This window comes from Synechococcus sp. RS9902, from assembly GCF_014279635.1.
Lineage (GTDB): Bacteria > Cyanobacteriota > Cyanobacteriia > PCC-6307 > Cyanobiaceae > Parasynechococcus.
In genome coordinates, this window is record NZ_CP047949.1 from 382,940 (window position 1) to 403,844 (window position 20,905).

The 20,905-nt window shown below is 62.3% G+C and carries 22 protein-coding genes and 2 tRNA genes; 6 read left to right on the forward strand and 18 right to left on the reverse strand.

The annotated features are described in order from the left end of the window. The first annotated feature begins 39 nt into the window (after positions 1 to 39). Positions 40 to 867 (forward strand): ATP-dependent sacrificial sulfur transferase LarE, encoded by an 828-nt coding sequence (gene larE, locus SynRS9902_RS01920; RefSeq protein ID WP_186509771.1) that lies wholly within the window; start codon positions 40 to 42, stop codon positions 865 to 867. A 16-nt stretch (positions 868 to 883) separates the two neighbouring features. On the opposite strand, the gene speD is transcribed toward larE, so the two are convergent. After that, complete coding sequence (gene speD / locus SynRS9902_RS01925) at positions 884 to 1,351, reverse strand: adenosylmethionine decarboxylase (RefSeq protein ID WP_186510481.1); 468 nt, start codon at positions 1,349 to 1,351, stop codon at positions 884 to 886. 31 nt (positions 1,352 to 1,382) lie between these two features. Beyond that, complete coding sequence (gene recF, locus SynRS9902_RS01930; protein WP_255446257.1) at positions 1,383 to 2,477, reverse strand: DNA replication/repair protein RecF; 1,095 nt, start codon at positions 2,475 to 2,477, stop codon at positions 1,383 to 1,385. Between the two features lie 103 nt (positions 2,478 to 2,580). Between recF and SynRS9902_RS01935 the strand changes: the two genes are divergently transcribed. Further along, positions 2,581 to 2,654, forward strand: a tRNA-Arg gene (locus SynRS9902_RS01935). 17 nt (positions 2,655 to 2,671) lie between these two features. Here the strand turns inward: SynRS9902_RS01935 and SynRS9902_RS01940 are convergent. From SynRS9902_RS01940 to SynRS9902_RS01975, 8 genes are all read right to left on the reverse strand, one after another. Then, a complete protein-coding gene (locus SynRS9902_RS01940; protein ID WP_186509772.1) occupies positions 2,672 to 3,127 on the reverse strand; it encodes an N-acetyltransferase in 456 nt (151 codons plus the stop codon). Positions 3,128 to 3,133: 6 nt separating this feature from the next. After that, on the reverse strand, positions 3,134 to 6,163 hold the full coding sequence (ppc, locus tag SynRS9902_RS01945; RefSeq protein WP_370586316.1) for a phosphoenolpyruvate carboxylase: 3,030 nt from the start codon (positions 6,161 to 6,163) through the stop codon (positions 3,134 to 3,136). Continuing rightward, positions 6,160 to 7,302, reverse strand: a complete 1,143-nt coding sequence (gene gshA / locus SynRS9902_RS01950; protein ID WP_186509773.1) for a glutamate--cysteine ligase — start codon at positions 7,300 to 7,302, stop codon at positions 6,160 to 6,162. The genes ppc and gshA overlap by 4 nt, the downstream gene beginning before the upstream one ends. Then, a complete protein-coding gene (locus SynRS9902_RS01955) occupies positions 7,299 to 8,816 on the reverse strand; it encodes an anthranilate synthase component I family protein (protein ID WP_186509774.1) in 1,518 nt (505 codons plus the stop codon). The genes gshA and SynRS9902_RS01955 overlap by 4 nt, the downstream gene beginning before the upstream one ends. Before the next feature lie 60 nt (positions 8,817 to 8,876). Then, positions 8,877 to 9,308 (reverse strand): photosystem I reaction center subunit II PsaD, encoded by a 432-nt coding sequence (locus tag SynRS9902_RS01960; protein ID WP_186509775.1) that lies wholly within the window; start codon positions 9,306 to 9,308, stop codon positions 8,877 to 8,879. A 102-nt stretch (positions 9,309 to 9,410) separates the two neighbouring features. Then, positions 9,411 to 10,760 (reverse strand): sensor histidine kinase KdpD, encoded by a 1,350-nt coding sequence (locus tag SynRS9902_RS01965; protein WP_186509776.1) that lies wholly within the window; start codon positions 10,758 to 10,760, stop codon positions 9,411 to 9,413. Then, on the reverse strand, positions 10,757 to 11,995 hold the full coding sequence (gene rodA / locus SynRS9902_RS01970) for a rod shape-determining protein RodA (protein ID WP_186509777.1): 1,239 nt from the start codon (positions 11,993 to 11,995) through the stop codon (positions 10,757 to 10,759). Before rodA ends, SynRS9902_RS01965 begins: the two co-directional genes overlap by 4 nt. 2 nt (positions 11,996 to 11,997) lie before the next feature. Next, the gene (locus SynRS9902_RS01975; protein ID WP_186509778.1) at positions 11,998 to 13,074 is read right to left on the reverse strand and encodes an Mrp/NBP35 family ATP-binding protein; all 1,077 of its coding nucleotides are present in this window, start codon (positions 13,072 to 13,074) and stop codon (positions 11,998 to 12,000) included. 115 nt (positions 13,075 to 13,189) lie between these two features. Between SynRS9902_RS01975 and hemF the strand changes: the two genes are divergently transcribed. After that, positions 13,190 to 14,278, forward strand: coding sequence for an oxygen-dependent coproporphyrinogen oxidase (hemF, locus tag SynRS9902_RS01980; RefSeq protein ID WP_186509779.1), 1,089 nt, complete (start codon positions 13,190 to 13,192; stop codon positions 14,276 to 14,278). Here the strand turns inward: hemF and SynRS9902_RS01985 are convergent. The 3 genes from SynRS9902_RS01985 to SynRS9902_RS01995 are packed head-to-tail and all read right to left on the reverse strand — an operon-like array spanning position 14,275 to position 16,112. Further along, positions 14,275 to 15,120, reverse strand: coding sequence for an N-acetylmuramoyl-L-alanine amidase (locus SynRS9902_RS01985; protein WP_186509780.1), 846 nt, complete (start codon positions 15,118 to 15,120; stop codon positions 14,275 to 14,277). The genes hemF and SynRS9902_RS01985 overlap by 4 nt on opposite strands. Positions 15,121 to 15,123: 3 nt before the next feature. Next, positions 15,124 to 15,678: a cofactor assembly of complex C subunit B gene (locus tag SynRS9902_RS01990; RefSeq protein ID WP_186509781.1), complete on the reverse strand. Its 555-nt coding sequence runs from the start codon at positions 15,676 to 15,678 to the stop codon at positions 15,124 to 15,126. 50 nt (positions 15,679 to 15,728) lie between these two features. Then, complete coding sequence (locus tag SynRS9902_RS01995) at positions 15,729 to 16,112, reverse strand: helix-turn-helix transcriptional regulator (RefSeq protein WP_186509782.1); 384 nt, start codon at positions 16,110 to 16,112, stop codon at positions 15,729 to 15,731. A gap of 115 nt (positions 16,113 to 16,227) precedes the next feature. Here SynRS9902_RS01995 and SynRS9902_RS02000 point away from each other — a divergent pair, with 115 nt between their 5' ends. Next, positions 16,228 to 16,872: a ribonuclease D gene (locus tag SynRS9902_RS02000; protein WP_115160574.1), complete on the forward strand. Its 645-nt coding sequence runs from the start codon at positions 16,228 to 16,230 to the stop codon at positions 16,870 to 16,872. A 9-nt stretch (positions 16,873 to 16,881) separates the two neighbouring features. Here the strand turns inward: SynRS9902_RS02000 and SynRS9902_RS02005 are convergent, their stop codons facing one another. Beyond that, positions 16,882 to 17,139 carry a hypothetical protein gene (locus SynRS9902_RS02005; RefSeq protein WP_186509783.1) on the reverse strand — a complete coding sequence of 86 codons (258 nt, stop codon included), beginning with the start codon at positions 17,137 to 17,139 and terminating at the stop codon, positions 16,882 to 16,884. A 19-nt stretch (positions 17,140 to 17,158) separates the two neighbouring features. Continuing rightward, positions 17,159 to 18,379: a lipid-A-disaccharide synthase-related protein gene (locus SynRS9902_RS02010; RefSeq protein ID WP_186510484.1), complete on the reverse strand. Its 1,221-nt coding sequence runs from the start codon at positions 18,377 to 18,379 to the stop codon at positions 17,159 to 17,161. A 54-nt stretch (positions 18,380 to 18,433) separates the two neighbouring features. On the opposite strand from SynRS9902_RS02010, the gene SynRS9902_RS02015 reads away from it, so the two are divergent. Further along, a tRNA-Cys gene (locus tag SynRS9902_RS02015) sits at positions 18,434 to 18,504 on the forward strand. Positions 18,505 to 18,515: 11 nt separating this feature from the next. Here SynRS9902_RS02015 and SynRS9902_RS02020 read toward each other — a convergent pair. Both SynRS9902_RS02020 and SynRS9902_RS02025 read right to left on the reverse strand, forming a co-directional pair. Further along, a complete protein-coding gene (locus tag SynRS9902_RS02020) occupies positions 18,516 to 18,974 on the reverse strand; it encodes a hypothetical protein (RefSeq protein WP_186509784.1) in 459 nt (152 codons plus the stop codon). A 14-nt stretch (positions 18,975 to 18,988) separates the two neighbouring features. Further along, positions 18,989 to 19,147 carry a hypothetical protein gene (locus tag SynRS9902_RS02025; protein ID WP_186509785.1) on the reverse strand — a complete coding sequence of 53 codons (159 nt, stop codon included), beginning with the start codon at positions 19,145 to 19,147 and terminating at the stop codon, positions 18,989 to 18,991. On the opposite strand from SynRS9902_RS02025, the gene SynRS9902_RS02030 reads away from it, so the two are divergent. Then, the gene (locus SynRS9902_RS02030; RefSeq protein ID WP_186509786.1) at positions 19,146 to 20,162 is read left to right on the forward strand and encodes an aldo/keto reductase; all 1,017 of its coding nucleotides are present in this window, start codon (positions 19,146 to 19,148) and stop codon (positions 20,160 to 20,162) included. The genes SynRS9902_RS02025 and SynRS9902_RS02030 overlap by 2 nt on opposite strands. A 9-nt stretch (positions 20,163 to 20,171) precedes the next feature. On the opposite strand, the gene SynRS9902_RS02035 is transcribed toward SynRS9902_RS02030, so the two are convergent. After that, on the reverse strand, positions 20,172 to 20,804 hold the full coding sequence (locus tag SynRS9902_RS02035; RefSeq protein ID WP_186509787.1) for a histidine phosphotransferase: 633 nt from the start codon (positions 20,802 to 20,804) through the stop codon (positions 20,172 to 20,174). Positions 20,805 to 20,905: the final 101 nt, after the last annotated feature.

Here is a 20,905-nt window from a genome sequence, read left to right on the forward strand (position 1 = left end):
CCGTTGGAGCCTACCTAGCTCAACTGGTTTTCCCCGCTGATGTTTCGGTTGCAGGAGCCTTTGGCGGATCGAGAGCAGCAGCTGCTGGCGAACCTGCGGCAGTGGATGGCAGATCAATCTGCCCTTTGTGTGGCCTATTCCGGTGGAGTCGACAGCACCCTGGTGGCGGCGATGGCCTACGAAGCCAAGGGCGATGCAGCCCTGGCTGTAACGGGGGTCTCTCCGGCCCTGGCGCCGCACCTGTTGCGGGAAGCCCGTGATCAGGCCTCATGGATCGGCATCCCGCATCGGGAGTGTGCAACGGCGGAGTTGAACGACCCGGACTACAGCAGCAACCCCGTGGATCGTTGCTTTGCCTGCAAGCGCGAATTGCACATGCACCTTCAGCCCATTGCCGCAGCGGCTGGAGATGCCTTGGTGATTGATGGAGTCAATCTTGATGACCTCGGTGATCACCGGCCCGGCATTGACGCGGCCCGACAGGCGGGGGTTCGCTCCCCCCTGGCGGAATTGTCGATCGACAAAGCAGCGATCCGTGCCCTGTCGAGGGCCCTTGGTTTTCCCTGGTGGGACAAACCGGCGCAGCCCTGCCTGGCCTCCCGTTTCCCCTATGGCGAAAGCATCAGCGCCGAGCGGTTGAAGCGTGTAGGTCAGGCGGAAGCCTGGTTGATTGCTAGGGGATTCAGCTCCGTCCGTGTGCGATCCCATGGCCTGGCCGCACGGATCGAGGTGCCCAGCGAGCAGATCCGCGCTGTGCTCGCGCTGGCGGAGAGCGAGCCTCTGGTGGAGGCTTTTCGCTCCCTTGGGTTTACCTCCGTCAACCTGGATCTTGAAGGTCTGGTCAGCGGCAAGTTGAACCGCCGCTGATTTCGTCTGGGCCGGATCAGCTGGGGAGCTGGCTTGGCGTTTCAACAGGTTCTCTCACTCCAGTGGCAATGGCCGCAGGTGTTTCACGAAGAAAGCTCTTCAGCGCGTGCCGTTTCGCTTGGAGCTCACTGCAGAGAATCGCGCAGGCCTGCTCCGGCATGGTGTGGTCACCACAAGTGAACACATCGATCGCCGCGTAGCCGGATTCCGGCCAGGTGTGGATGGAAATGTGGGATTCCGCCAGCAGGGCCAGGCCTGTGACCCCCTGGGGTTGAAATTGATGGGTGATCAGGTTCAGCAGCGTCGCACCAGCTCCTTTGGCTGCTGAGGTGATCGTTGTGCGGATGAATGCTTCGTCGTCGAGCCGGCTTGGATCGCAGTCGTAGAGCTCGAGAATGCAGTGTTTGCCGACCATGTCGGTGGCATGAATCTCAGGTGCCCCCCATCCCGGGTTGGGATGCAGTTCAGAGAGGGTCTGCTCCATCAGGCGATGAGAGAAAAACAGGTCCGCCACCTTATCCGATCTTCAGGTCGGGTCTCAGGTCTCTTGCTCCGAGAATTTGGGCCTGTTGCTGCCATCCGCCGCCAAAGCCTTCCAGGTGCGTGGCGCTCACCAGGCATTGATGTGATTCGCCCACGGCCTCAAGCAGAAGCTGCTGGCGGGTTGGATCCAGTTCGGCCAGCACATCATCAAGAAGCAGCAGTGGAGGCTCCCCACAGAGCTGGGTCACCAGTTCCAGTTCAGCGAGCTTCAGGCCCAGCACCAGCGACCGCTGCTGACCTGCCGAGCCAAACCGTCGTGCCGGGCTGCCCCCCAGCAGCAGGGCGATCTCATCGCGGTGCGGGCCCACACGGCAGCTGCCGAGCCGTTCCTCCTCCTCACGCTGCTGGCGCAGTTGCTCTTCGATGGCGAGTCGCCAGGGTTCTTCGGCATCCTCCCCATCGAGCTTGCTGCCGGGCTTGTAGTGCAGTTCCAAGGCTTCCGTGCCCCCGCTGAGGTGGGCCTGCCAGCGTTGGGCGATCGGTTCCAGCCGATGCAGGGCCCGTTGTCGCCGCCGGTGAATTCGGGTGCTCACCAGCGCCATCTGAACGTCAAACGCGTCGAGCAGTGCATGGCGTTCGCCACTGGAGACCTGCCTCTGGCGCCAGAGCTGGCTGCGCTGCCGCAGCAACCGGTTCAGCCGCGCCATCAGATCGGCATACACAGGTTCGAGCTGCAGCACGACGCGGTCCAGCCATTGGCGGCGTAGGGCGGGTTCGCCCCGCACCAGATCAAGGTCCAGGGCGCTGAATCCGATGCAGCGCAGCGGTCCAATCAGGTCAAGCTGCCGATCCAACAGCTTGCCGTTCCGTTTGGCCTGACGGCCTCCCTGGCGGCGCAGTTCCAGTTCAAGACGATCACCATCCCCCACGTCAGCCCTGATCAGGGCCTGTGGAGCGTCCCACTGGATCAGATCGCGATCATTGCTGCAGCGATGGGAGCGCAGGCTGCCAAGCAGTTCAACAGCCTCGAGCAGGTTGGACTTGCCAATGCCATTGGGCCCGATCACCAAAAGGCGTGGCTGCGTCAGTTCCAGCTGCAGAACGGTGTGGTTCCGGAAGCCCTGCAGTTGGAGCCTGTGGAGCCGGATGGGTGCTGGGGCGACCAGTGAGTAAGGTACCTGTATCGGGACGGTTGCCGCTCGATATCACTGCGGCTTAATGCCGATCAGTGGGCATGTAGCTCAGTTGGATAGAGCATCAGATTCCGGTTCTGAGGGTCGGGGGTTCGAGTCCCTCCATGCTCGTGTTTGAACTCAATGTCTCAGCTCAGACTGAGGCCCATGGCGCGAATGCCATTGGGGTCAATCAGGAAACCCTGCTGTTTGAGAACGTCCAGCGCATCCGCAGGGGCCGAGATTGAAAGGCTGCAGCCCGGCAGATCCCGGCGCAGAATCTGCAGGGCTCGGTGCACCAGAACCGCGAAAAGGGCCCCTTGGTTCGGCCCTGGTTTGGCGGCCAGGTTCCAAAGATTGGCATTAAGGGCCAGATCACTGGTGGCCCGCACAAATCCGATCAGTTCCCCTGTTGATTCCTCCAGGATGCTGATCTGCCACAGGCTGCGCTGAAGGGCGAGCTCCCAGCGTTCCTCAGGGTGGGTTGATTCCCCGCAGGACATCAGCAACGTGTTGAGCTGCTGGGAGGTGGGAGGGGTTGATGTTTCGAGTCGCGTTCCCTCGGGCAAGGGTGGAATCGAGGGTTGTTGAAGGAACGACAGCACTGTGGATCAGCCGGTGTTGCGCATGCCTGCTGCAATGCCGTTGAGGGTGAGCAAGGCTCCCCGCAGCAGTTCACTGCGGCTGTAGGTGCGGGTGTCTTCGGGGGTACCTGGCGTCTCGCTCATGGGTGGTTGCCGATTCTGATCCCGCAGCCGCTTCAGCAGCGCCACCTGGAGAAAGCCCAGGGGAACGATGGTGCGGTTGCGCAGGTCAACAGACAATTGCAGCCCTTGATCAGCGCCCAGCAGTCGGTTTTGGCCTGTGATTTCCAGAACCAGTTTTCGGGTGAGTTCGTATTCCTTGGCGATCACCTGGAAGATCGCTTCAAAGGCTTCCCGCTGTTCGGGGTGCCCCAAGCTGTTCATGTAGTGATTGGCCAGGTCGAGATCCACCTTGGAGAGGGTCATTTCCACTTTGGAAATGAGCATCCGGAAGAACGGCCAACGTTGATGGAGGCGCCGTAGCAGGTCGAGCTGTTCGGCGTCGCCGCCCACTTCTTCCGACAACGCTGTGCCGAAGCCGAACCAGCTCGGCAGAAGGAATCGGCTCTGGGTCCAACCGAAGACCCAGGGAATGGCCCGCAGGCTGGAGAGGTCCTTGGCGCCGGTTTTGCGTCGGGCTGGTCGACTGGAGATCTGCAGCTTGCTGATTTCTTCGATCGGTGTGACCTGCTGGAAAAATGCCACCAGATCGGGATTGTCGTGAACCAGAGCGCGGTAATGATCCCGTGAGCGTGTGGCAAGACGACTCATCAGCTGGTTCCAGCTGGGGGTGGCATCGAGCTGGTTGGTCACCAGGCTGTTTTGAACCACCGCTGTGGTGACGGTCTCGAGGTTGTAGAGCGCTAATTCAGGCAGGCTGTACTTGGAGGCCAACACTTCACCCTGTTCGGTGATTTTGATCCGGCCCTGCAGCGTGCCGCTCGGTTGGGCCAGGATGGCTTGGTAGGCGGGTCCGCCGCCACGACTGACGGATCCACCGCGACCGTGGAAGAGGCGAAGCGCCACTGACTGGCGACTGGCGAGCTCCTGAAGGGCAATCTGAGCCTGATGAATCTCCCAGTTGCTGGAGAGGAAGCCGGAATCCTTGTTGCTGTCGGAGTAGCCCAGCATCAGCTCCTGCAGCGGCTGTTTTTGCTGCCCCACAACGGGGAGGAGTTCGCGGTAGAGCGGCGTCTTGAACAGCCCCTCCATCACCTCAGGGGCCCGTTGGAGATCCTCCACGGTTTCGAAGAGCGGCACCACCAACAGGGAGGCCCGTTTGTTGGGCGGGTCAACAAGACCCGCCTCCTTGGCCAGCAGCAGGACCTCCAAGAGATCCGATGCCGTGTGGCTCATGGAGATCACGTAGGAGTTGCAGATCCGCGGACCAAACTCCTCCTGGAGGCGCTGCAGCATTCGGAACACCGCCAGCGTCTCGGCCGTTGCTGCCGACCAGCTGGCGGCAGGTGGGATCAGGGGACGACGGGTCTGCAGTTCCTGCAGGAGCCATGCCATCCGCTCCGTCTCATCCATGTCCCCATAGGCCTGGGGCAGTTCAAGGCTGCGGGTGAGCTCGTCGATGGCATCGCTGTGGCGGGTGCTCTCCTGACGGATGTCGAGGCTGGCCAGTGAGAACCCGAAGATGTGCACCTGGTGCAGCAGGGTGTCGAGCTGTTCGCAGCTCAGTTCGGTGCTGACAAGGCTGTTGCGCACCAACTCCAGATCACTGCGGAACTGGTCCACCGAGGTGTAGTGGAGAACCTCAGCGTTACCGAGCCCATCCTTGGGATCGGCCAGAGCCTCACAGGGCATCTGCCAGCCCGCTTCCGACAGTTGGTTGTTGCGGGCGAGGGTGCGCTCCAGTTTTTCGAGCACGTAGCAGAGCTTCAGCCGGTAGGGCTCCAGTCGGTATCGCGCTGCTCTGCGCTCGTAGATCTCTGGGAACCGGAGCCGATCCATTTCCAGCGACTCCAGTAATGATGGAGCCACCTGACTCCACTGCATGGAGATGCTCAGCTGCTGCCGGAGCGACTGCACAGAACTGATGTAGAGCTCCAGCATCAACTGACGCTGATAACAGGCGGTTCGCCAGGTGATCTCGGGTGTGACCGAAGGATTGCCGTCCCGATCGGAACCCACCCAGGAGCCGAAGGTGCAGAACGACGCCTGGGGCACCTGGACATCGGGGTAGTGCCGATGCAGGGCGGTGATCAGCCTTTTGCGCAATTGCGGCATCGCGTCAAACAACACCTGCTGGAAGTAGTGCAGAGTCGAATCCACCTCATCGATCACGGTGGGCTTGAACTGGTGGAGTTCATCGGTGCGCCACCACAGGCGGATTTCCTCCTCCAGTTGGTCGCGGCAGTCCTCCCGCAGCTGATGCGCCAGAGGGGCGTCGGATTGAAGTTGCTGGAGCAGGTTGGCCACCCGCCTCTGTTTGTGCCGCACCGTGTGCCGCACGATCTCCGTCGGGTGCGCGGTGAAGACCAGCCGGATGTCCAGTTCCCGCAGCAGTTGTTCCACCTGCGCGGGGGGAACGTTCATCCGCCGCAGCCGCTCGAACACCTCTCCAAAGGTGGCTGGATCGGTCTGGTTGGCGAGGGGCGGGGCGAAGGGATCAAAGGCGTCCCGTTGGGCCGCGTCAGCACTGGAATTGGGTCTCAGGCTGTCGAGATAGCTGTCTTCCTCGATCCGTTGCTCAAGGATGTTGATCAGCTGGAAATACAGCGAAAAGGCACGGGCGGCCGAGATGGCCTCCGAAAGGTCCATGGCCTTAATCAGCTCGACGATCGCCTCGCTCGTGCTGTCGCCATCTCGCCCTCCCATCGAAACGGGGTCGCTGAGTTGTTTGAGCCTCAGCAGGCGTTCGCTCTGCTCCGGTGGGCACTCGCTGCGCAGCACCGACTTCCAGAGGTCTTCAATCAGGTCCAGCCGGTGCTGAAGAAGCTGTCCTGCGCCGGATCCGCCACCGCTCAAGCGTGCAGTCTCTTGCTCGGAGACAGGGGTGGTGGACTCGGGCATGAAGTCTCCACGCTGCGACGAACTCGACATGATCATCCCAAACAGGCTTCCCCGGTGGAGATCCGTTCCTCCTCCTCCATCCGCTGGATCCCTTCCTGAAGCAGGTTCTCGATGGATTGCCCTTGGCCATGGGCCGCTTCCCAGCGCATGGCCTGATTGCCATGAACCAGCAGGGAATCCAAGGGCTTCAAGCAGGCGCTGAGCTGGAGCGATTCGGCCAGGGGAGTGAGCTGATCAATCAGCTCCAGCAGCCAGTCTTTGCAGTTGATGACACGGCCGTCCTGCCAATGCCTGAGTTCAGCATTCAGGCTGGATCGGGCCACGGCAGCGTCGTTGCTGTCGGCGAGTTGGACCAGTTCAGCGGCGCTCAGCGAACTGCTGCTGAGTGGATCAAGGCTTTCGATGTTGTTTTTAAGGGCCAGCAGCCGCAGCTCCAGCAGACAGGTGATCGCCAGCAGCTGATCGGGATTGGTGACCAGATCACAGATCCTTAATTCCAACCGGTTGAGGTCGTAGGGGCGCCGCGGACCATTGGGCCGAACCGACGTCCACAGGTGACGCTCGTTGCGCATGGCACCCGTGGACAGCTGCTCCTCCACCCACTCGATGTAGTGCTGGTGATCCCTAAAGAGAGGAACTGCAGCGGGCGTGAGCGGAAATTGATGCCATCGCTGGGAATGGTGGCTGGTGCTCTGCCCATCCAGGAAGGGAGAACTTGCACTCAGGGCCAGCAGCAGCGCCGCTTCGCAGCGCACGAGCCGCACTGCTGCAAACAACCAGTTGAGATCGGTGATCCCAAGGTTGATATGGATGCTGGCTGTCACGACCCTGGTGCCATACAGCTGTTCAATCAGCGCGTGATAGGCGTTCTCGGGGTCGGAGCGTTCGAATCGGCTGCTGTCACCCAGGCTCATGGTGCTGCCGGGGAGAAGCGTCAGCTCCCGCTTCTGCAGCCACTGCCGCAGCGTCCGCCGGGGAGCGAGCAGCGCCTCGGGCAGTTCGGCGTAATCCCGGATCGGGTCGGTGACATATTCGAGGTTGCGACGGTCTGGTTCCGTCACAAAGCCAGGCAGGTCCCTGGCCACGTCGGGGGCGACGCCCACGTTGGCTCCGTTGCTTCGACCGGTGAACAGTTCAACCTCGAAGCCTTTCAGCAGAAGGGGGTGCGCTGTCATCCCGGCGGATTCAGGCACGCCAGTGCGGTCAGCATTCCCCGGGCTTTGTTGAGGGTCTCCTCAAACTCCGCCGTCGGTTGTGAATCGGCCACAACGCCGGCCCCGGCTTGCACTTTCACCCGGCATCCCCCTCCATCACGAGGTTGCACCACCATGGTGCGGATCGTGATCGCCGTGTTGAGGGCCCCTGCCAAATCAACGGATCCGTAGACCCCGGAATAGGGGCCACGGGCATCGGGCTCCAGTTCGTGGACGAGTTGCATCGCCCGGATTTTCGGTGCGCCGCTGACGGTGCCGGCGGGGAACGCCGCCATCAGCAGATCCCACACGTCGTGCGTCGGGCCGAGGCGTCCTTCGACTTGGCTGACGATGTGCATCACGTGGGAGTAGCGCTCGATCACCATCAGGTCTTGCACGGCCACGCTTCCGGGCTGACAGACCCTGCCGAGGTCATTGCGGCCCAGATCCACCAGCATCACGTGCTCAGCCCTTTCCTTCGGGTCGGCCAGCAGGTCAGCTTCCAGTTCGCGGTCTTCCAGGGGCGTGGCGCCACGGGGCCGAGTGCCGGCGATGGGGCGAAGGCTGGCGTGGATGCCATCAGCAGCGGGTTCGGCTTGAACCATCACTTCCGGACTGGAGCCAATCAGTTGCCAGTCCCCAAAGTCGAAGAACGCCATATACGGGGAAGGATTCACCATCCGCAAACTGCGGTACAGCTCAAGGGGCGATTGAGGCACCTCGGTTTCCAGGCGCTGACTAATCACCAGTTGGAACACATCGCCGGCCGCGATGTGTTCCTTGGCGGTGTCGACGGCGGCTTCGAATTCATCGCGGCTGCGGTTGGAGCGCACCGCGGGAAGCTCTTTGCTTCTCGCGTCCCAGGTGAGTGGTTTGACGGCCGGCAGAGGTGCGTCCATCCGCTGGCGCAGGCCCTCAATCCGTCCGATTGCGGTTTGCCAGGCCTGCTCCTCATCCGCTCCGTTGGAGAGGTCGCCGAAGGCGACAGCAGTGATCTGTCGTTTCACCTGATCAAAGATCAGGATCGCGTCCATCAACATCCATATCCCATCCGGGGGATCGGCAGCAGCACGGGGATGAATGGCGACGGTGGGTTCGATCCACTGGATGAGTTCGTAACCCCAAACGCCATAGAGCTGCCCAAGCGGAGGGAGGCCAGGAAGGTTGACGCAGGAGTACGGCGCCAGGCAGTCGCGCAGGGATTCGAATGGATTGCCGTTGAAGGTTTCTTCGCGACCATCTCGCCAGGTGCGCGTCAGACGATCGTTGCGCGCTGACGCCGTCCAAAGCGGATCGCAGGCGATCACGCTCCAACGCCCCAAGGTTTCACCACCCTCAACGGACTCAAGCAGCACGCCTGGAGGCCTTCCGTCACCCACCTTGATCCAGGTGGTGAGGGGTGTTTCAAGATCTGCGGGCCAACTCTGAGCCAGAGGAATCAGGTTGGCGCCACTGCAAACAGCCTGATGAAAGGCGTCGCGATCGGGACTGAACATGACCTGATCATCGCAGCCGGGACCCGGAGATCATGACCTCCGGGTGTCGGTTTTGAGAGATCAGGCGTCGAAGGTGTTGCGGCCGCTGAACTTGATGTTGGCCGGGTTGACGTTCTGGCCAATGCGACGGGGGTTGTGGCCCACCATGGGACGTCCTTCGTTCACCTTTTCGGAGAACACGCCATCCTTGGGATGCAGGAACTCGGTGTCACCACCGGGATAGATCCGGTAGATCTTGTAGTCCTCGATCCGGGGCTTGAATTTCGTGCGCAGCTGGGTGCCGAGGGCGAGGCACTGTTCCTTGCGAGCGAAATACATCAGGTTCTCGCCTGAGTTCATCAGAGCGGAGCCACCGGTGGGCAGCTCAAAAGCTTGCTCTGTCTTGCTGGTCCAGGTGATTGCGTATTTCTCTTCAGTCTCCGCTGAATTCAGAAGGCCGCCAGTGCTGGCGATGTGCTGGGGAAGTTGACCGTTCAACGCCGTTGCTGCCATGGCTGAAAGAATCCACAAGAGCCGTTATGGCTGGAAAGTAGCACCGTCATTGGGGCCTGTTTTGAGCTCCGAAAGCAAGCTTCACACCCGTCAACAAACCCATCACTCTCCGAGCGTATGCACCGGGAAAAAAACGGTGATGTCGCGGTCGCGCCTGGGCTGATAGCGGCCTCCCAGGCTGGCCATCATCTGGCGGGTCGCATCCTGGCTTAACTGCAGGCTCCCGGTGCTGGGATCCCAGCTCAGGACGGTGCCCACGTCCTCGCGCTGGGGAGACGGGCCGGCCTCCGTGGCCTGGCCACTGTCGGGATGCTCCACGCGCAGCTGAAGCTTCACCCGCGGACCCGCTGCCTGGAGGTGAAGCGTGAGCTGACTTCCTGAGGGGAGCCCCCTGGTGCTGCGGTCGATCAGACCCCCCAGCATCGGTTCCAGTCGCCGGGAGTCACTGAGGATCGCGGGCAGGTCGGCGCTGAGATCCAGCTCCAAGGCGATCCCGCGACGGTTCAGCTGCTCCGTCCAGCTGGGTGCAAGGGCGCTCAGCATGGCCTCCAAATCTGTGCGGGCCAGATTGGCCTCGTTGGGCTCCCGTTGCAGTTCAGCGGCATGGAAGATCAGGCCAAATCGATCGATCTGCTCGCTGCATTCCACATCGATCTGCCGCAAGCGATTCACAACGACATCAGCCAGATCCTTCCGCCGCAGCAGAGAGCGGATCAGTGTTCGGATCGTGGCCAGCGGGGTGCGCACCTCATGGGTGATCGCTTCCAGCAAATTCAGATCTCCATGGCTGGGCGCTTCCGGTGGGCGCTCAGCCTGGATGGGTTGCAGCATCAGCCCAGGGGCTGTGCCGGTGAGCCGCTCCGTCAGACGTGGCCAGAACTGTTCTGACCAGGCTGCATTGCTCTGCAAGGAGCCGATCGATTCGAGCGCTTTGCGCAGCTGCTCGGCCTGCGCTGGTGACTGGTGCTCCAGCCGCCCCCCCAGCTGCACCAGTACATCACTGAGGGTTGCTGGGTCACATCGCATCAGCAGCTGCCGCTTCTGAGCCGGCCCATGCAGGGCAAGGGCCACCTGGACCTCGGGTGTGATCACCAGCAGCAGTGGGTCATCCCCGTCGTCGGGGCCCAGGGACAAGCGTTGGAATCCCCGCAGGGAACCGGGCTCATCGCTGCTGGACCGTCCCGGCAGTGCTGTTGGATGCGGACTCAGTTGATCCAGTTTATCTGGAGCCCACACCCATCCCTGCAGATGTTTCAGTAATTCCGGTTCGTAGAGAGCTGGCAGGGGGGCAGCCAGCCAGATGCCGCGTTCCAGGCCCCGCTCAAGCAGGTCCTGTTGCAGGGTTTCAAGAGCAGCCCACCAAAGCCGCCGGACACCAATCTCATCGCAGCGACCCTGGGGTACGTCCTGTGCCAGCCGTTGCCGCAGGTCGGTGAAGGAGGGACCTGTCAACGGAGGTGCGCCAAGGAGCGACGGCTTTGCCGGACCACCGACAGGCAGAGGCCGAGCGCGATGAAGTTCACCACCATGGCTGAGCGCCCATAGCTGAGGAAGGGCAGGGGGATTCCTGTGACAGGGCCCAGACCGATGGTCATGAAGATGTTGACTACCACCTGGAACATCAGCATCGTGCCGATCCCGATCACCACGAGTGATTCGAAGTCGGTGCGGGCATTGCGCGCGATCTGGAGCAACCGTGCCATCAACGCGGCAAAGCCAAGAACCACCAGAAGGCAGCCAAGGAAGCCAGTTTCCTCACCCAGGGCGCTGAAGATGAAATCGGTGTGCTGTTCAGGGATGAAACGAAGCTTGGTCAGTTGTCCTTGAAGAAGACCTGTCCCCAAGACGCCGCCTGAACCGATGCCAACGGTGCTCTGGAGCAGGTGATAGCCCCCGCCCAATGGATCCTGACTGGGGTCGAGGAACAGCACCAAACGGTCCCGTTGATAGTCCTTCAAACCATGCATCCAGAGCCATGGCGTCACAGCAGCCATGGCGCCGTGCATGGCCAGGGTTGCTGTGGCTGCCAGACGTTTCCAGGGCAGGGAGCGGTACGCGAGAACTCCCATTAATGGGATCCAGAGGGCCATGGCCCAGGGAAGAAGGCCTGAGAGCAGGGCCGTTACCAACGGTGATAACAAGAGAATCACCCACTCGACCGGCATCCCAGACCAATAGAGCATCGTGAGCATCAGGGCGCCGAACACAAGCGATGTGCCGAGATCAGGCTGGATGAACACCAACAGCCAAGGCACTGCAATCACGCCGAGCGGGCGCATCAGATCAACCGGTCGTTCCACCGGGTGTCGCGACAGGACTGCTGCCACGAGCAGGATCGCCGCGATCTTTGCGAATTCCGATGGCTGAACATGAACCCCGCCAATGCTGATCCAGCGTTGGGCGCCCAGCGCTGTGGTTCCAATCACGCGCACTGCCACCAGGCTGATCACCGTGAGGGCGTAGACGGGAACCAAAAGAGGCCGGAGACGCTGCAGCGGCAGCCGTTCCAGTCCAAGCGCCAGCAGCACTCCGAAGGCCGCGGTGATCCAGTGGTGATACCAGTCGGCATAGTCCGCCTGGCGTTGGGTGCTGGCGATCAGCACCCCGGCGATGGCGATCATTCCGAGCGGAACACCCCAGAGCACCCACTCCCGGTGCGATCTGCGGCGGTCACGTCGGCTGAACATCGTCAGACGGTCTGGGTGACGGCCTGGAGTACCGCGTCAGCAAGGCCCTTGAACTCGGCGGCGCTGGCGGAGTCGCTGCGGTTGATCACGATCGGGCGTCCCGTGTCACCGCCTTCCTGCACGGGCATTTCCATGGGGATCTGAGCCAGCAGGGGAACGTCGTAGTCCGCGGCCAGTTGGGCGCCGCCGCCACTGCCGAAGAGGGCGTAGCGGCAGTCGGGACGGTCTGGAGGAATGAAGGCGCTCATGTTCTCCACCACGCCCAAAACGGGAATGCCCATCTGCCGGAACATGGCGAGACCCCGTCGCGCATCCTGCAGCGACACTTGTTGTGGGGTGGTCACGATCACAACGCCCGCCATCGGCACCGCCTGGGCCAGGGAGAGCTGTGCATCACCGGTGCCCGGCGGCAGATCAACGATGAGAACGTCCCGCTCACCCCATTCGGCCTGATACAGGAACTGCCGAATGATGCCGTTGAGCATCGGGCCGCGCCAGATCACAGGCTGGTGATCGTCGATCAGCAGACCCATCGACACCATGGCGATGCCGCAGGTCTCGATCGGGACAATGCGCTGCTGATCGCCGCTGCCCTGCACCTCAGGTGTTTGGTCAGCGACGCCCAGCATGGTTGGTGCGTTCGGCCCGTAGATATCGGCGTCCAGAAGTCCGACCCGAAGCCCGATCTGGGCGAGGGCGCAGGCCAGATTGACCGCGACAGTGCTCTTGCCGACGCCACCCTTGCCGCTGCTCACGGCAATCACCTGGCGGACGCCGGGGATCGACTGGCGTTCCGCCGGCTGACCATGGCCGGCCTGGCCAATGCCCCCTTGGCTTGGCGGTTGGCCGATCTCGATCTGCACGTCGTCAATGCCATCGAGGGCCATAAGAGCGCCCCGTGCTTCGGCCACGATGCGGTCTCGCTGGCTTTGAGCGAAGCCTGGAAGGCTGAGGCGAAACACAGCCCGCGGCGGGGTGATGCGGATCTGTTCGATCCAGCCGAGCTCCAGGGCCGTTTTGCCACTGCCGGCATCTTTGACTTGCTGGAGGGCTTGGTTGGCCTGCTCGACCGGGGTCATCCGTTTCATCAAGGCAAGCCGGATCCTAGGGGCGCCGCCCGTGACAGTCCCTGACGGATGCTTGTCCAGGCCTGGGGTGACCTGGTTAGGTTTCGATGTCTTCAGTCTCTGACACATGGTCCGCTCCCTGATTCGCCGCGTCCTCGGACGCCAGGACGTGGGTGTCAGCAACGCTCCCCTTGAGCTGCCCCCCAGCGATTCCAGAGAGAGGGCCCGAGCGATGGTGATGGGGCTGCAGGATGAAATCTGTGCGGGCCTGGAAGCCCTCGACGGTGAAGGTCGCTTCGTTGAAGAGAGTTGGGTCAGACCTGAAGGGGGTGGGGGGCGCTCCCGGGTGATGCGTGAGGGCCGCGTCTTTGAACAGGGAGGCGTGAATTTCTCCGAGGTTCAAGGCGAAGAACTGCCCCCGTCGATCCTCAAACAGCGTCCTGAGGCCAAGGGGCATCCCTGGTTCGCCACGGGAACCTCGATGGTTCTGCATCCGCGCAACCCCTACATCCCGACGGTTCACCTCAATTACCGCTATTTCGAGGCTGGCCCGGTGTGGTGGTTCGGCGGCGGTGCCGACCTCACTCCCTACTACCCCTTCCTCGACGACGCCCGCCATTTCCATCGCACCCATCAGGCGGCTTGTGATTCGGTTCACCCGGATCTGCACAAGGTGTTCAAGCCCTGGTGCGATGAATATTTCTATTTGAAGCACCGTGGTGAAACCCGCGGCGTTGGCGGCATCTTTTACGACTACCAAGACGCCAACGGCACCCTCTACAAGGGTCAGGATCCCTCTGGGCCTGCGGCTCAGATGTCAGCCCGTTTGGGAGCTCGGCCGCTGAGCTGGGAGCAGCTGTTCTCCTTGGGGCAGGCCAATGGCAGAGCCTTCTTGCCCGCCTATGCCCCCATCGTGGAGAAGCGCCACCCGATGGCCTACGGCGATCGCGAACGGGACTTTCAGCTCTATCGCCGGGGCCGTTATGTGGAGTTCAATCTGGTGTGGGATCGCGGCACGATCTTCGGCCTGCAGACCAATGGACGGACGGAGTCGATCCTGATGTCTCTGCCCCCGCTGGTGCGTTGGGAGTACGGCTACACCGCCGAGGCTGGATCTCGGGAGGCCCTGCTGACCGAACTGTTCACCAAGCCGCAGGACTGGCTCGGTGATGCCTCGCTGGATGAGCGCTGCCGCCCCCATGGAGCGATCAGCTAACTGACGCCTTGAACGAGCGCGCTCACCACGCGCTCGGCCAGGCAATTCACCGTGTGCTCCCTTGAGCGTGGATCCCTCAGTTTTGTCTCGAGAGGGGGCTCAAGCATGGCGATTTCAAGAATTCCGATGCCGCGCCGCGGACCGCCAAGGCCTCCGCGGAACAGGCGTGGGTAGCGCCCGAATGCCTGGGCCAGGCTTTCATCGACGACATTCAGTTCACGCACATTTGGGAGCACCGGAATCAGGCCGGAGCCGAAGCCGTGGGGCCGGTAGGCATCGAAATGGATCTCCAGGACGTATTCACCACGCTCCGAAAAGACCTTGGCCTTCGACCAGTTGGTGCTGGGGTCGTCATCGTTCGCGATGCTGATGGACGGCGGGGTGTAGGCGCGGATGTTCAAGCCACGGGCCTGCCCTTGGCTCACCACAGCGGCCTGGACTTCGCGGTTCCAGAACAGCTCATCGCGAATGCCCGGTTGCATCGGCGGTCGCTTCTGCTGATCCACGGCATAACCAGGTGTTCCTGGACTGGCGGTGCCCTGGGAGTCGGCGTGTCCTGCCATGACGACGATTGGCAGGTTGCTTTGCACAGGGCTTCTGCCAACCCAGCTCCCGGGTTTTTTTGTGCGTGGGCCGAGCAGGGGATCTGGCGTGGCGGGCTCAGGACAGGGGGCTGGCTGTTTCGGTGCAGGTTGCTCTGCTGGTTCGTTGCTGGGCTCGGCTTTGCCAAGCCAGTTGTGCTGTTCCGCAGCCTTGGTCATCGCCAGGGTTGCCAGTGACAGGCCTGCGATGGCAAGCCCTGAGGCAACGCGACGCCGTCGCATCCAGCCCGGCAGACCCATGGTTCAGATGGGGGAGGAGAGCAGGGATCCGTCACTGGCGAGTTGCAGGGTCTCAGCCAGTTCCAGTTCGATGGCGATCAATTCGTCTCGATGCGCCCGCAGACGAATGGCGCTGCCGTCTCCCTCGGGAGCAGGAAGGAGTTGCAGTTCAAGGGCTTCTGTGCGAGCGGCCCGCCGTGTGTAGACAGCTCCTGCCAGAGGGCCGAGGCCGATCAGCAGCAGAGGCCACCAGTGCAGTTGCGGTGCCAGCTGACGCAGGACCAGACCGAAGCAGGCGGAGCCAGTGGCCGCCAGCACTGAGAGCAATACGGCAAGGGGTTGGCTGGAGGCCACTTTCCCCTTGAAGCGGAGCACCTGCCGCTCAGCATCGCCGCCATCCCGGCTCCAGCCGCGCTCTTCCAGCCAAGTGCTGAGCCCGTTAAGCACGGTGATGGGGGGTTGGGGGGACATCACGTCCACCACTGTGGTTCGGTCTTTGCTGGCTGCACGAAGAAAGAAGACCAGACCAATCGCCAGCAGAACAGTCAGCAGGAGGGTGGATTGAAATCCTGCAGGCATGGCATCCCTGTGGTGTTCAACCGTTTTAAGCCTTGCGCCGGCTGAATCGCTTAGTTCAAGGCGAACCGGTGGGAGTCCAGCCAGCTGCGCCAGGGCTGCATCAGTCGCTCGGCTTCGCCGCGCGCATCTGATTCAAGGTGCAGCATGCGCCGCGGCCGTCCGCGGCTCGGGCAGCGTTGGGTGTAACTCCTGATCGAGCCCTGTTGCTCAAGGAACTCGAGGGCCTGTTGCAGCACGGTTTCAGAAAGCCGCAGTTGTGGCTCCTCCCGGATCAGTTTCTGCAGGAGTCCGGAGGGGTAGTTGTCGTCTTTAAGCAAGCACTCGAGGATCCAGCAGACAGCTAACTCGAGATCGAGGAACTGCGGCGGCGGCTGATGGAAGTACTGCTCGATGTCTGCCAGACAGGTGCGCGAAGGCTTTCTGCGAGAGAACACAGGCGCGGGACGACTTCACCAATCAAAAGCGATCTTATTTCGAGATTCAAGAGGAGAGTCTTGAGACTTGCTGTGGAGGTGATTGGCCAAACTGGCCCTATCCCTTCCTGAAGTCATGGCTGAGAAGTCGTCATCCCCAGCGGAATTCGCCGTCTTTGATCGCGACCTCGATGCAGCTTGGACGGAGCGCTACCTGCAGTCCCCGCGGCTTGCCGTTGACACCGAAGCGATGGGGTTGATCCATGGGCGTGATCGGCTTTGCCTGGTTCAGATCGCCGACGCCGAGGACCGTGTGGCCTGCGTCCGCATTGGCCTGGGCCAGACCGAGGCACCGAATCTCAAGCGCCTGTTTGAGGCGCCCACGGTGGAGAAGGTGTTTCACTTCGCCCGGTTTGATGTGGCTGCGCTTGCCGCCGGTTTGGGGATCGACGTGAACCCCGTGTTCTGCACCAAGGTCGGCAGTCGACTTGGCCGCACCTACACCCCCCGCCATGGCCTCAAGGATCTGGTGATGGAATTGGTCGGCGTTGAGCTGGACAAGGGCGCCCAGAGCAGTGACTGGGGCCGGGTGGACGAACTCACGGATGCCCAGTTGGCCTACGCCGCCAACGATGTGCGCTATCTGCTGCCAGCCCGAGAGCGCCTGGAGCAGATGTTGCGGCGGGAAGGGCGCTGGGATCTGGCGCAACGCTGCTTTCAATGCGTTCCGGTGGTTGCCGAGCTGGATCGGCTGCGCTTTCACCAGATCTTTGAGCACTGAGGTTGGGGCTCAGTCTTCCAGCATGAAGTTGCCGTCGCCTTCGCTGTTCTCGAGCAACGCGTCCAGCTGACGGGCGTGGTCACCGTTGTCCTTGTCGAGGGCGGCCAGCATGGATTCAGCTATGGCTCGCCGTCCCTCCACATCGCGATGACCTTCTCGGGCCGCGGCTTGTTCCACCTGGCGTCGGGCACTGGCGAGGCTGATGCTCAGTCGACTCGCCAACTGGGCACAAAGTTTGACGAGGGTGGGGTCTTGAATCGCGGCCATCGCAACCAACCGGGGATCTTCAGTATCCGTTGAAGCGATCCAGGATCAGGCGTGCCAGCTGATCACTTCCCCCTGCCGGCCCCATCCTCTGCGTGCCGATCCGTCCCAGGTGGGAGCGGAGTGCCGGGTCGTCCAGGAGGAATTCGAGGCGTCTAGTGAGCTCGGATTCATCAGGGCAGGGACGAACCGCTCCCCCCAGCAGGCGGCTCTGACGGCGGGCGAAGCCCGGCTTGAACTGCGGTCCTGGTCCCGGCAGGGACAGGGCCGGAATGCCCAGCCCCACCAGTTGTTCCGTCGCCGTTCCGGCGGTGGCGATGCCGGCTTCTGCCCAGCCGGCCCATTGGTCAAAGCAACCTCGCCCGATCAGCAACAGGCAGGCTCCTTTCACCCAGCAGGCTTCGGCACCCAGTTGGTCTGAAGGCGGAAGGCTGCGTCGAAACCCCAGTTGTTCAAGACTGTCGCTCAGGGCCTCTGCATCGGGTTGGGCGCCCACGGCCACGAGTAGTGCCATCGGCACACGGCCGGGCAGCGCCATGGCACTGCGAACCAACCGCTGAAGGTTGCGCTGGGCCTCCGGCATGCGACTTCCGCAGAGCAGGAGCACTCGGCGGCAGCGGTCCAGGGCCGATGGCAGCGGTTGGACCTGAAGGCCATCCATCATCGGATTGCCCGGCGCAAGGGCGCTCACGCCCTTGCGTTGCAAGCCTCGGGCTGTGAGCCGATCACGCATCGCCACCAGCTGACAACGGCGCGAGCGCATCAGGCGCCATTCCCATGGATCCCACTCACTGCCTTTAAGCCGGTGGTAGCAGTCGCTCTTGGCCCGTCCGGGACCGCTGAGCCAGGTGTAGTCGCTTTTGGGAGTGCCGATGAAGCCGAAGGGGGCACCACTGCTCCAGGCCATCAGCAGTGGCAGCAAATCACCCACGGCAACGATGGGTTGGCGCTCATGTCCCAGGCGACGTACCAACTGCCATTGACTCCAGCTCAGGCTGGGGAGTCCAGCCCTGACGTCTGCCAGCAGACCTCTCAGGCTTTGGTTGCTGAAGCCACCACTGGGCAGGGCCGCTTTTGGCCCCAGGCGTGTCAACCATCCCTGTTGAACAGCAGCATCAAACACCCGTCCGGCACCCACCAGAGGAAGCACGGTCAGGGGGCGTCGCGGTGCGCGCCGATGCACGGCCTGGATGATCCGCAGGGTGATCAGGTCTTCGCCGTGGCCGTTGCAGAGAAACAGCAGAGAGCCAGGGGCATGGCTGATACGATCCCCTGATGGGGACAGCTGTTCCCGGGCGGCGGCATGGCCAAGTGGTAAGGCAGAGGATTGCAAATCCTTTATCCCCAGTTCGAATCTGGGTGCCGCCTTTCAATCCTCATCACAGTTGAGCCTCCGCGCTCATGCCGGCAACGTTGCGTGAGTGACTCTCGCAGCTCACGGTGTCCGCATCAATCCAGCAACGCCCCTGGGCCATATGGGTTGCAGGAAGGCCCTTGGGGAGGCCTCTGGCATCAAAGCGAACCCATGACGTGCTGAGCAGGGTTGCGCTCCAGCGGCGTGAATCCACGCGGCAGCCTGAGTTATCGCAGCTGAGCGGACTGCCTTGATCTCCATCCAGGCTGACGAAGCTCAACTGGTAGCTGCCCCCCGTTTCTTGATCATCTCCGATGAATCGAAGCCGCAGGCCACGGCTTCCGTTCGCGCTGATCTGCAAGCGCTCGCAGGCCAAAGAACGCCCACCGACGACGATGCGGCAATGCGCAGGCCTGTGCTCCAGACGGCCAAAAGCCTGGGCTGGACTGGCCGTTGCCGGTGCGGAGAGCAGCAGTGGCGCCATCCAGAGATGAATCATCAGTAATCGCTGTCGGCAACGCACATGCCCAGGCAGCGAATGCCATTGCTGGCGGTTCTGCGGCAGTGGTTGCAGAGGATGCGTTCCGCGTCCGCAGTCGATCCCTCCACGGCTTGATCGGTCGATCGCGCAGGTTCCTGCGTGGGGGATGCGGTCATGACGCAACGGGATGGGCTGGTGGCGATCATGGCTGGCAGCAGCATCGCCCCGTTGAACGGCATCGGTTTCGGCACCTGGGCCTGGGGCAACAAGGCGGTTTGGGGATACGACGCCCAGCGGGACGACGCTCGACTTCGTGCCACGTTTCGTCAGGCCCTCAGCTCTGGGCTCAACTTGATCGACACGGCGGATTCCTATGGAACGGGGAGCCTGAGTGGACGCAGTGAAGCGTTGCTTGGAGACTTCATGGCCGAGTTGCCATCCCTTCGTCGATCCCAGTTGACGGTGGCCACGAAGTTGGCCCCATTCCCCTGGCGATGGGGGCGTAGGGGCTTTGATGCCGCCTTTGAGGCCAGTCGAACGCGGCTTAAGGGGCAGCTTCGGCGGGTGCAGCTGCACTGGAGCACAGCGCGCTACGCGCCCTGGCAGGAGACAGGCCTTCTTGATGGCTTGGCTGATCTTGTTCTGTCTGGCCGGGTTGAGGAGTTGGGCCTGTCCAACCTGGGCCCCCAACGCCTGCTGTTGATCCATCGCCGTCTTTTGGAGCGGGGCGTTTCCCTGCGCAGCGTTCAGGTGCAGTGCTCGCTCTTGGCACCTGCGGATGATCAGCTGCGCGAGTTGGTTGCCGTCAGCAGGGAGCTTGGCGTGGAGGTGTTGGCTTATAGCCCTCTGGCTTTCGGCGTGCTGGGTTGTGCTCCCGGGTCTGAGGAGAGGCGTCCTGTCACCTGGTTGAGACAACGCCTGTTCCAGCGCCTGCTTCCGGCAAGTCTTGAGTTGCGCAGTGCGATGCAGGCCATCGCGATCGATCGCGGGGCATCGATGGTTCAAGTCGCTTTGAACTGGTGCAGATCTCTCGGCACAACGCCGATCCCGGGGCTGCGAACTCCAGAGCAGGCCAGGGATGTCGCCGCTGCGCTGCAGTGGTCGTTGTCACCGCAGGAGTTTCAGCGGTTGGATGCGGCCCGGCTCCATTGCAGCGATCGGATGCCAGCCAATCCCTTCCAGAGCCGCTGAGTGTTGTGCTCAGGCCTCCGAGGCGGATTCAGGGGCTGGACTCACCACCACCGGGAGGCTGTCGCCGTCATTGCGAATAGGAACGATTTTGTCTTGCGAGGGTTCCAGGCGAGTGGGGGCTGGGGCAGTGTCCTGTTGCTTGGCACAGGCGGCGAGGGCTTCCTGCAGCAAGGAATCGAAGGTTGCCCCAGGCAGTCGATGCCGGGCGACCTCCAGAAAGGTGCGCGGAAGCGATTCGCCAGCAGCGCTCCTCAGAGCGGGGTTGTTCTGGCGATGCTCCTGCTCGTCCTGAATGGCGCGGATGAACCTGCGCGTGACATCGCGCTTGGTGGACGCCTTGATCAGGGTGTCGCGCTCCTGAGGACCGTGACTGAGCTCCTGCTCCATGTCTTGAATCCGCCGTTCGAGGCTTTCCAAAACCTCCTGGGCTTCCTTGCCGATGTGAGCAAGCTGCCCATCCGAAAGGTGGGGCATATCGGCCACGAACACCTTGCCGTGATCCCGGAGCGTGAGAAAAGTTGGTCGTGGACCCTGCCTGTAGCCCTGTTGCCTGTCCTGGCCTGAAGGCAAAGGACGCCTTGGAGGAACAGGACCTGCAGACGATCGACGGCGCGTAATGCGCTGGGGCTTATCAAAAGGCATTGAAAAAAAAGATGTATTGACGCCGCTATCGGAAAAGGTTCCGATGTGCTTGAGAGCAGTTTATTCGATCCCTTCTGAGGCGGTGCTCGACTGCATCAAAC

Excerpts from the sequence above, each read along its gene's own strand:
- larE (WP_186509771.1), top strand. The coding sequence starts at position 40 with ATGTTTCGGTTGCAGGAGCCTTTGGCGGATCGAGAGCAGCAGCTGCTG.
- gshA (WP_186509773.1), bottom strand. The coding sequence starts at position 7,302 with ATGACAGCGCACCCCCTTCTGCTGAAAGGCTTCGAGGTTGAACTGTTC.
- SynRS9902_RS01955 (WP_186509774.1), bottom strand. The coding sequence starts at position 8,816 with ATGTTCAGTCCCGATCGCGACGCCTTTCATCAGGCTGTTTGCAGTGGC.
- SynRS9902_RS02035 (WP_186509787.1), bottom strand. The coding sequence starts at position 20,804 with ATGCCTTTTGATAAGCCCCAGCGCATTACGCGCCGTCGATCGTCTGCA.
- SynRS9902_RS01960 (WP_186509775.1), bottom strand. The coding sequence starts at position 9,308 with ATGGCAGCAACGGCGTTGAACGGTCAACTTCCCCAGCACATCGCCAGC.
- SynRS9902_RS01975 (WP_186509778.1), bottom strand. The coding sequence starts at position 13,074 with ATGACCCCGGTCGAGCAGGCCAACCAAGCCCTCCAGCAAGTCAAAGAT.
- ppc (WP_370586316.1), bottom strand. The coding sequence starts at position 6,163 with ATGATCATGTCGAGTTCGTCGCAGCGTGGAGACTTCATGCCCGAGTCC.
- rodA (WP_186509777.1), bottom strand. The coding sequence starts at position 11,995 with ATGTTCAGCCGACGTGACCGCCGCAGATCGCACCGGGAGTGGGTGCTC.
- speD (WP_186510481.1), bottom strand. The coding sequence starts at position 1,351 with ATGGAGCAGACCCTCTCTGAACTGCATCCCAACCCGGGATGGGGGGCA.
- SynRS9902_RS01985 (WP_186509780.1), bottom strand. The coding sequence starts at position 15,120 with ATGGGTCTGCCGGGCTGGATGCGACGGCGTCGCGTTGCCTCAGGGCTT.
- SynRS9902_RS02030 (WP_186509786.1), top strand. The coding sequence starts at position 19,146 with ATGACGCAACGGGATGGGCTGGTGGCGATCATGGCTGGCAGCAGCATC.
- SynRS9902_RS02025 (WP_186509785.1), bottom strand. The coding sequence starts at position 19,147 with ATGACCGCATCCCCCACGCAGGAACCTGCGCGATCGACCGATCAAGCC.
- hemF (WP_186509779.1), top strand. The coding sequence starts at position 13,190 with ATGGTCCGCTCCCTGATTCGCCGCGTCCTCGGACGCCAGGACGTGGGT.
- SynRS9902_RS02000 (WP_115160574.1), top strand. The coding sequence starts at position 16,228 with ATGGCTGAGAAGTCGTCATCCCCAGCGGAATTCGCCGTCTTTGATCGC.
- SynRS9902_RS01990 (WP_186509781.1), bottom strand. The coding sequence starts at position 15,678 with ATGCCTGCAGGATTTCAATCCACCCTCCTGCTGACTGTTCTGCTGGCG.
- SynRS9902_RS02005 (WP_186509783.1), bottom strand. The coding sequence starts at position 17,139 with ATGGCCGCGATTCAAGACCCCACCCTCGTCAAACTTTGTGCCCAGTTG.
- SynRS9902_RS02020 (WP_186509784.1), bottom strand. The coding sequence starts at position 18,974 with ATGGCGCCACTGCTGCTCTCCGCACCGGCAACGGCCAGTCCAGCCCAG.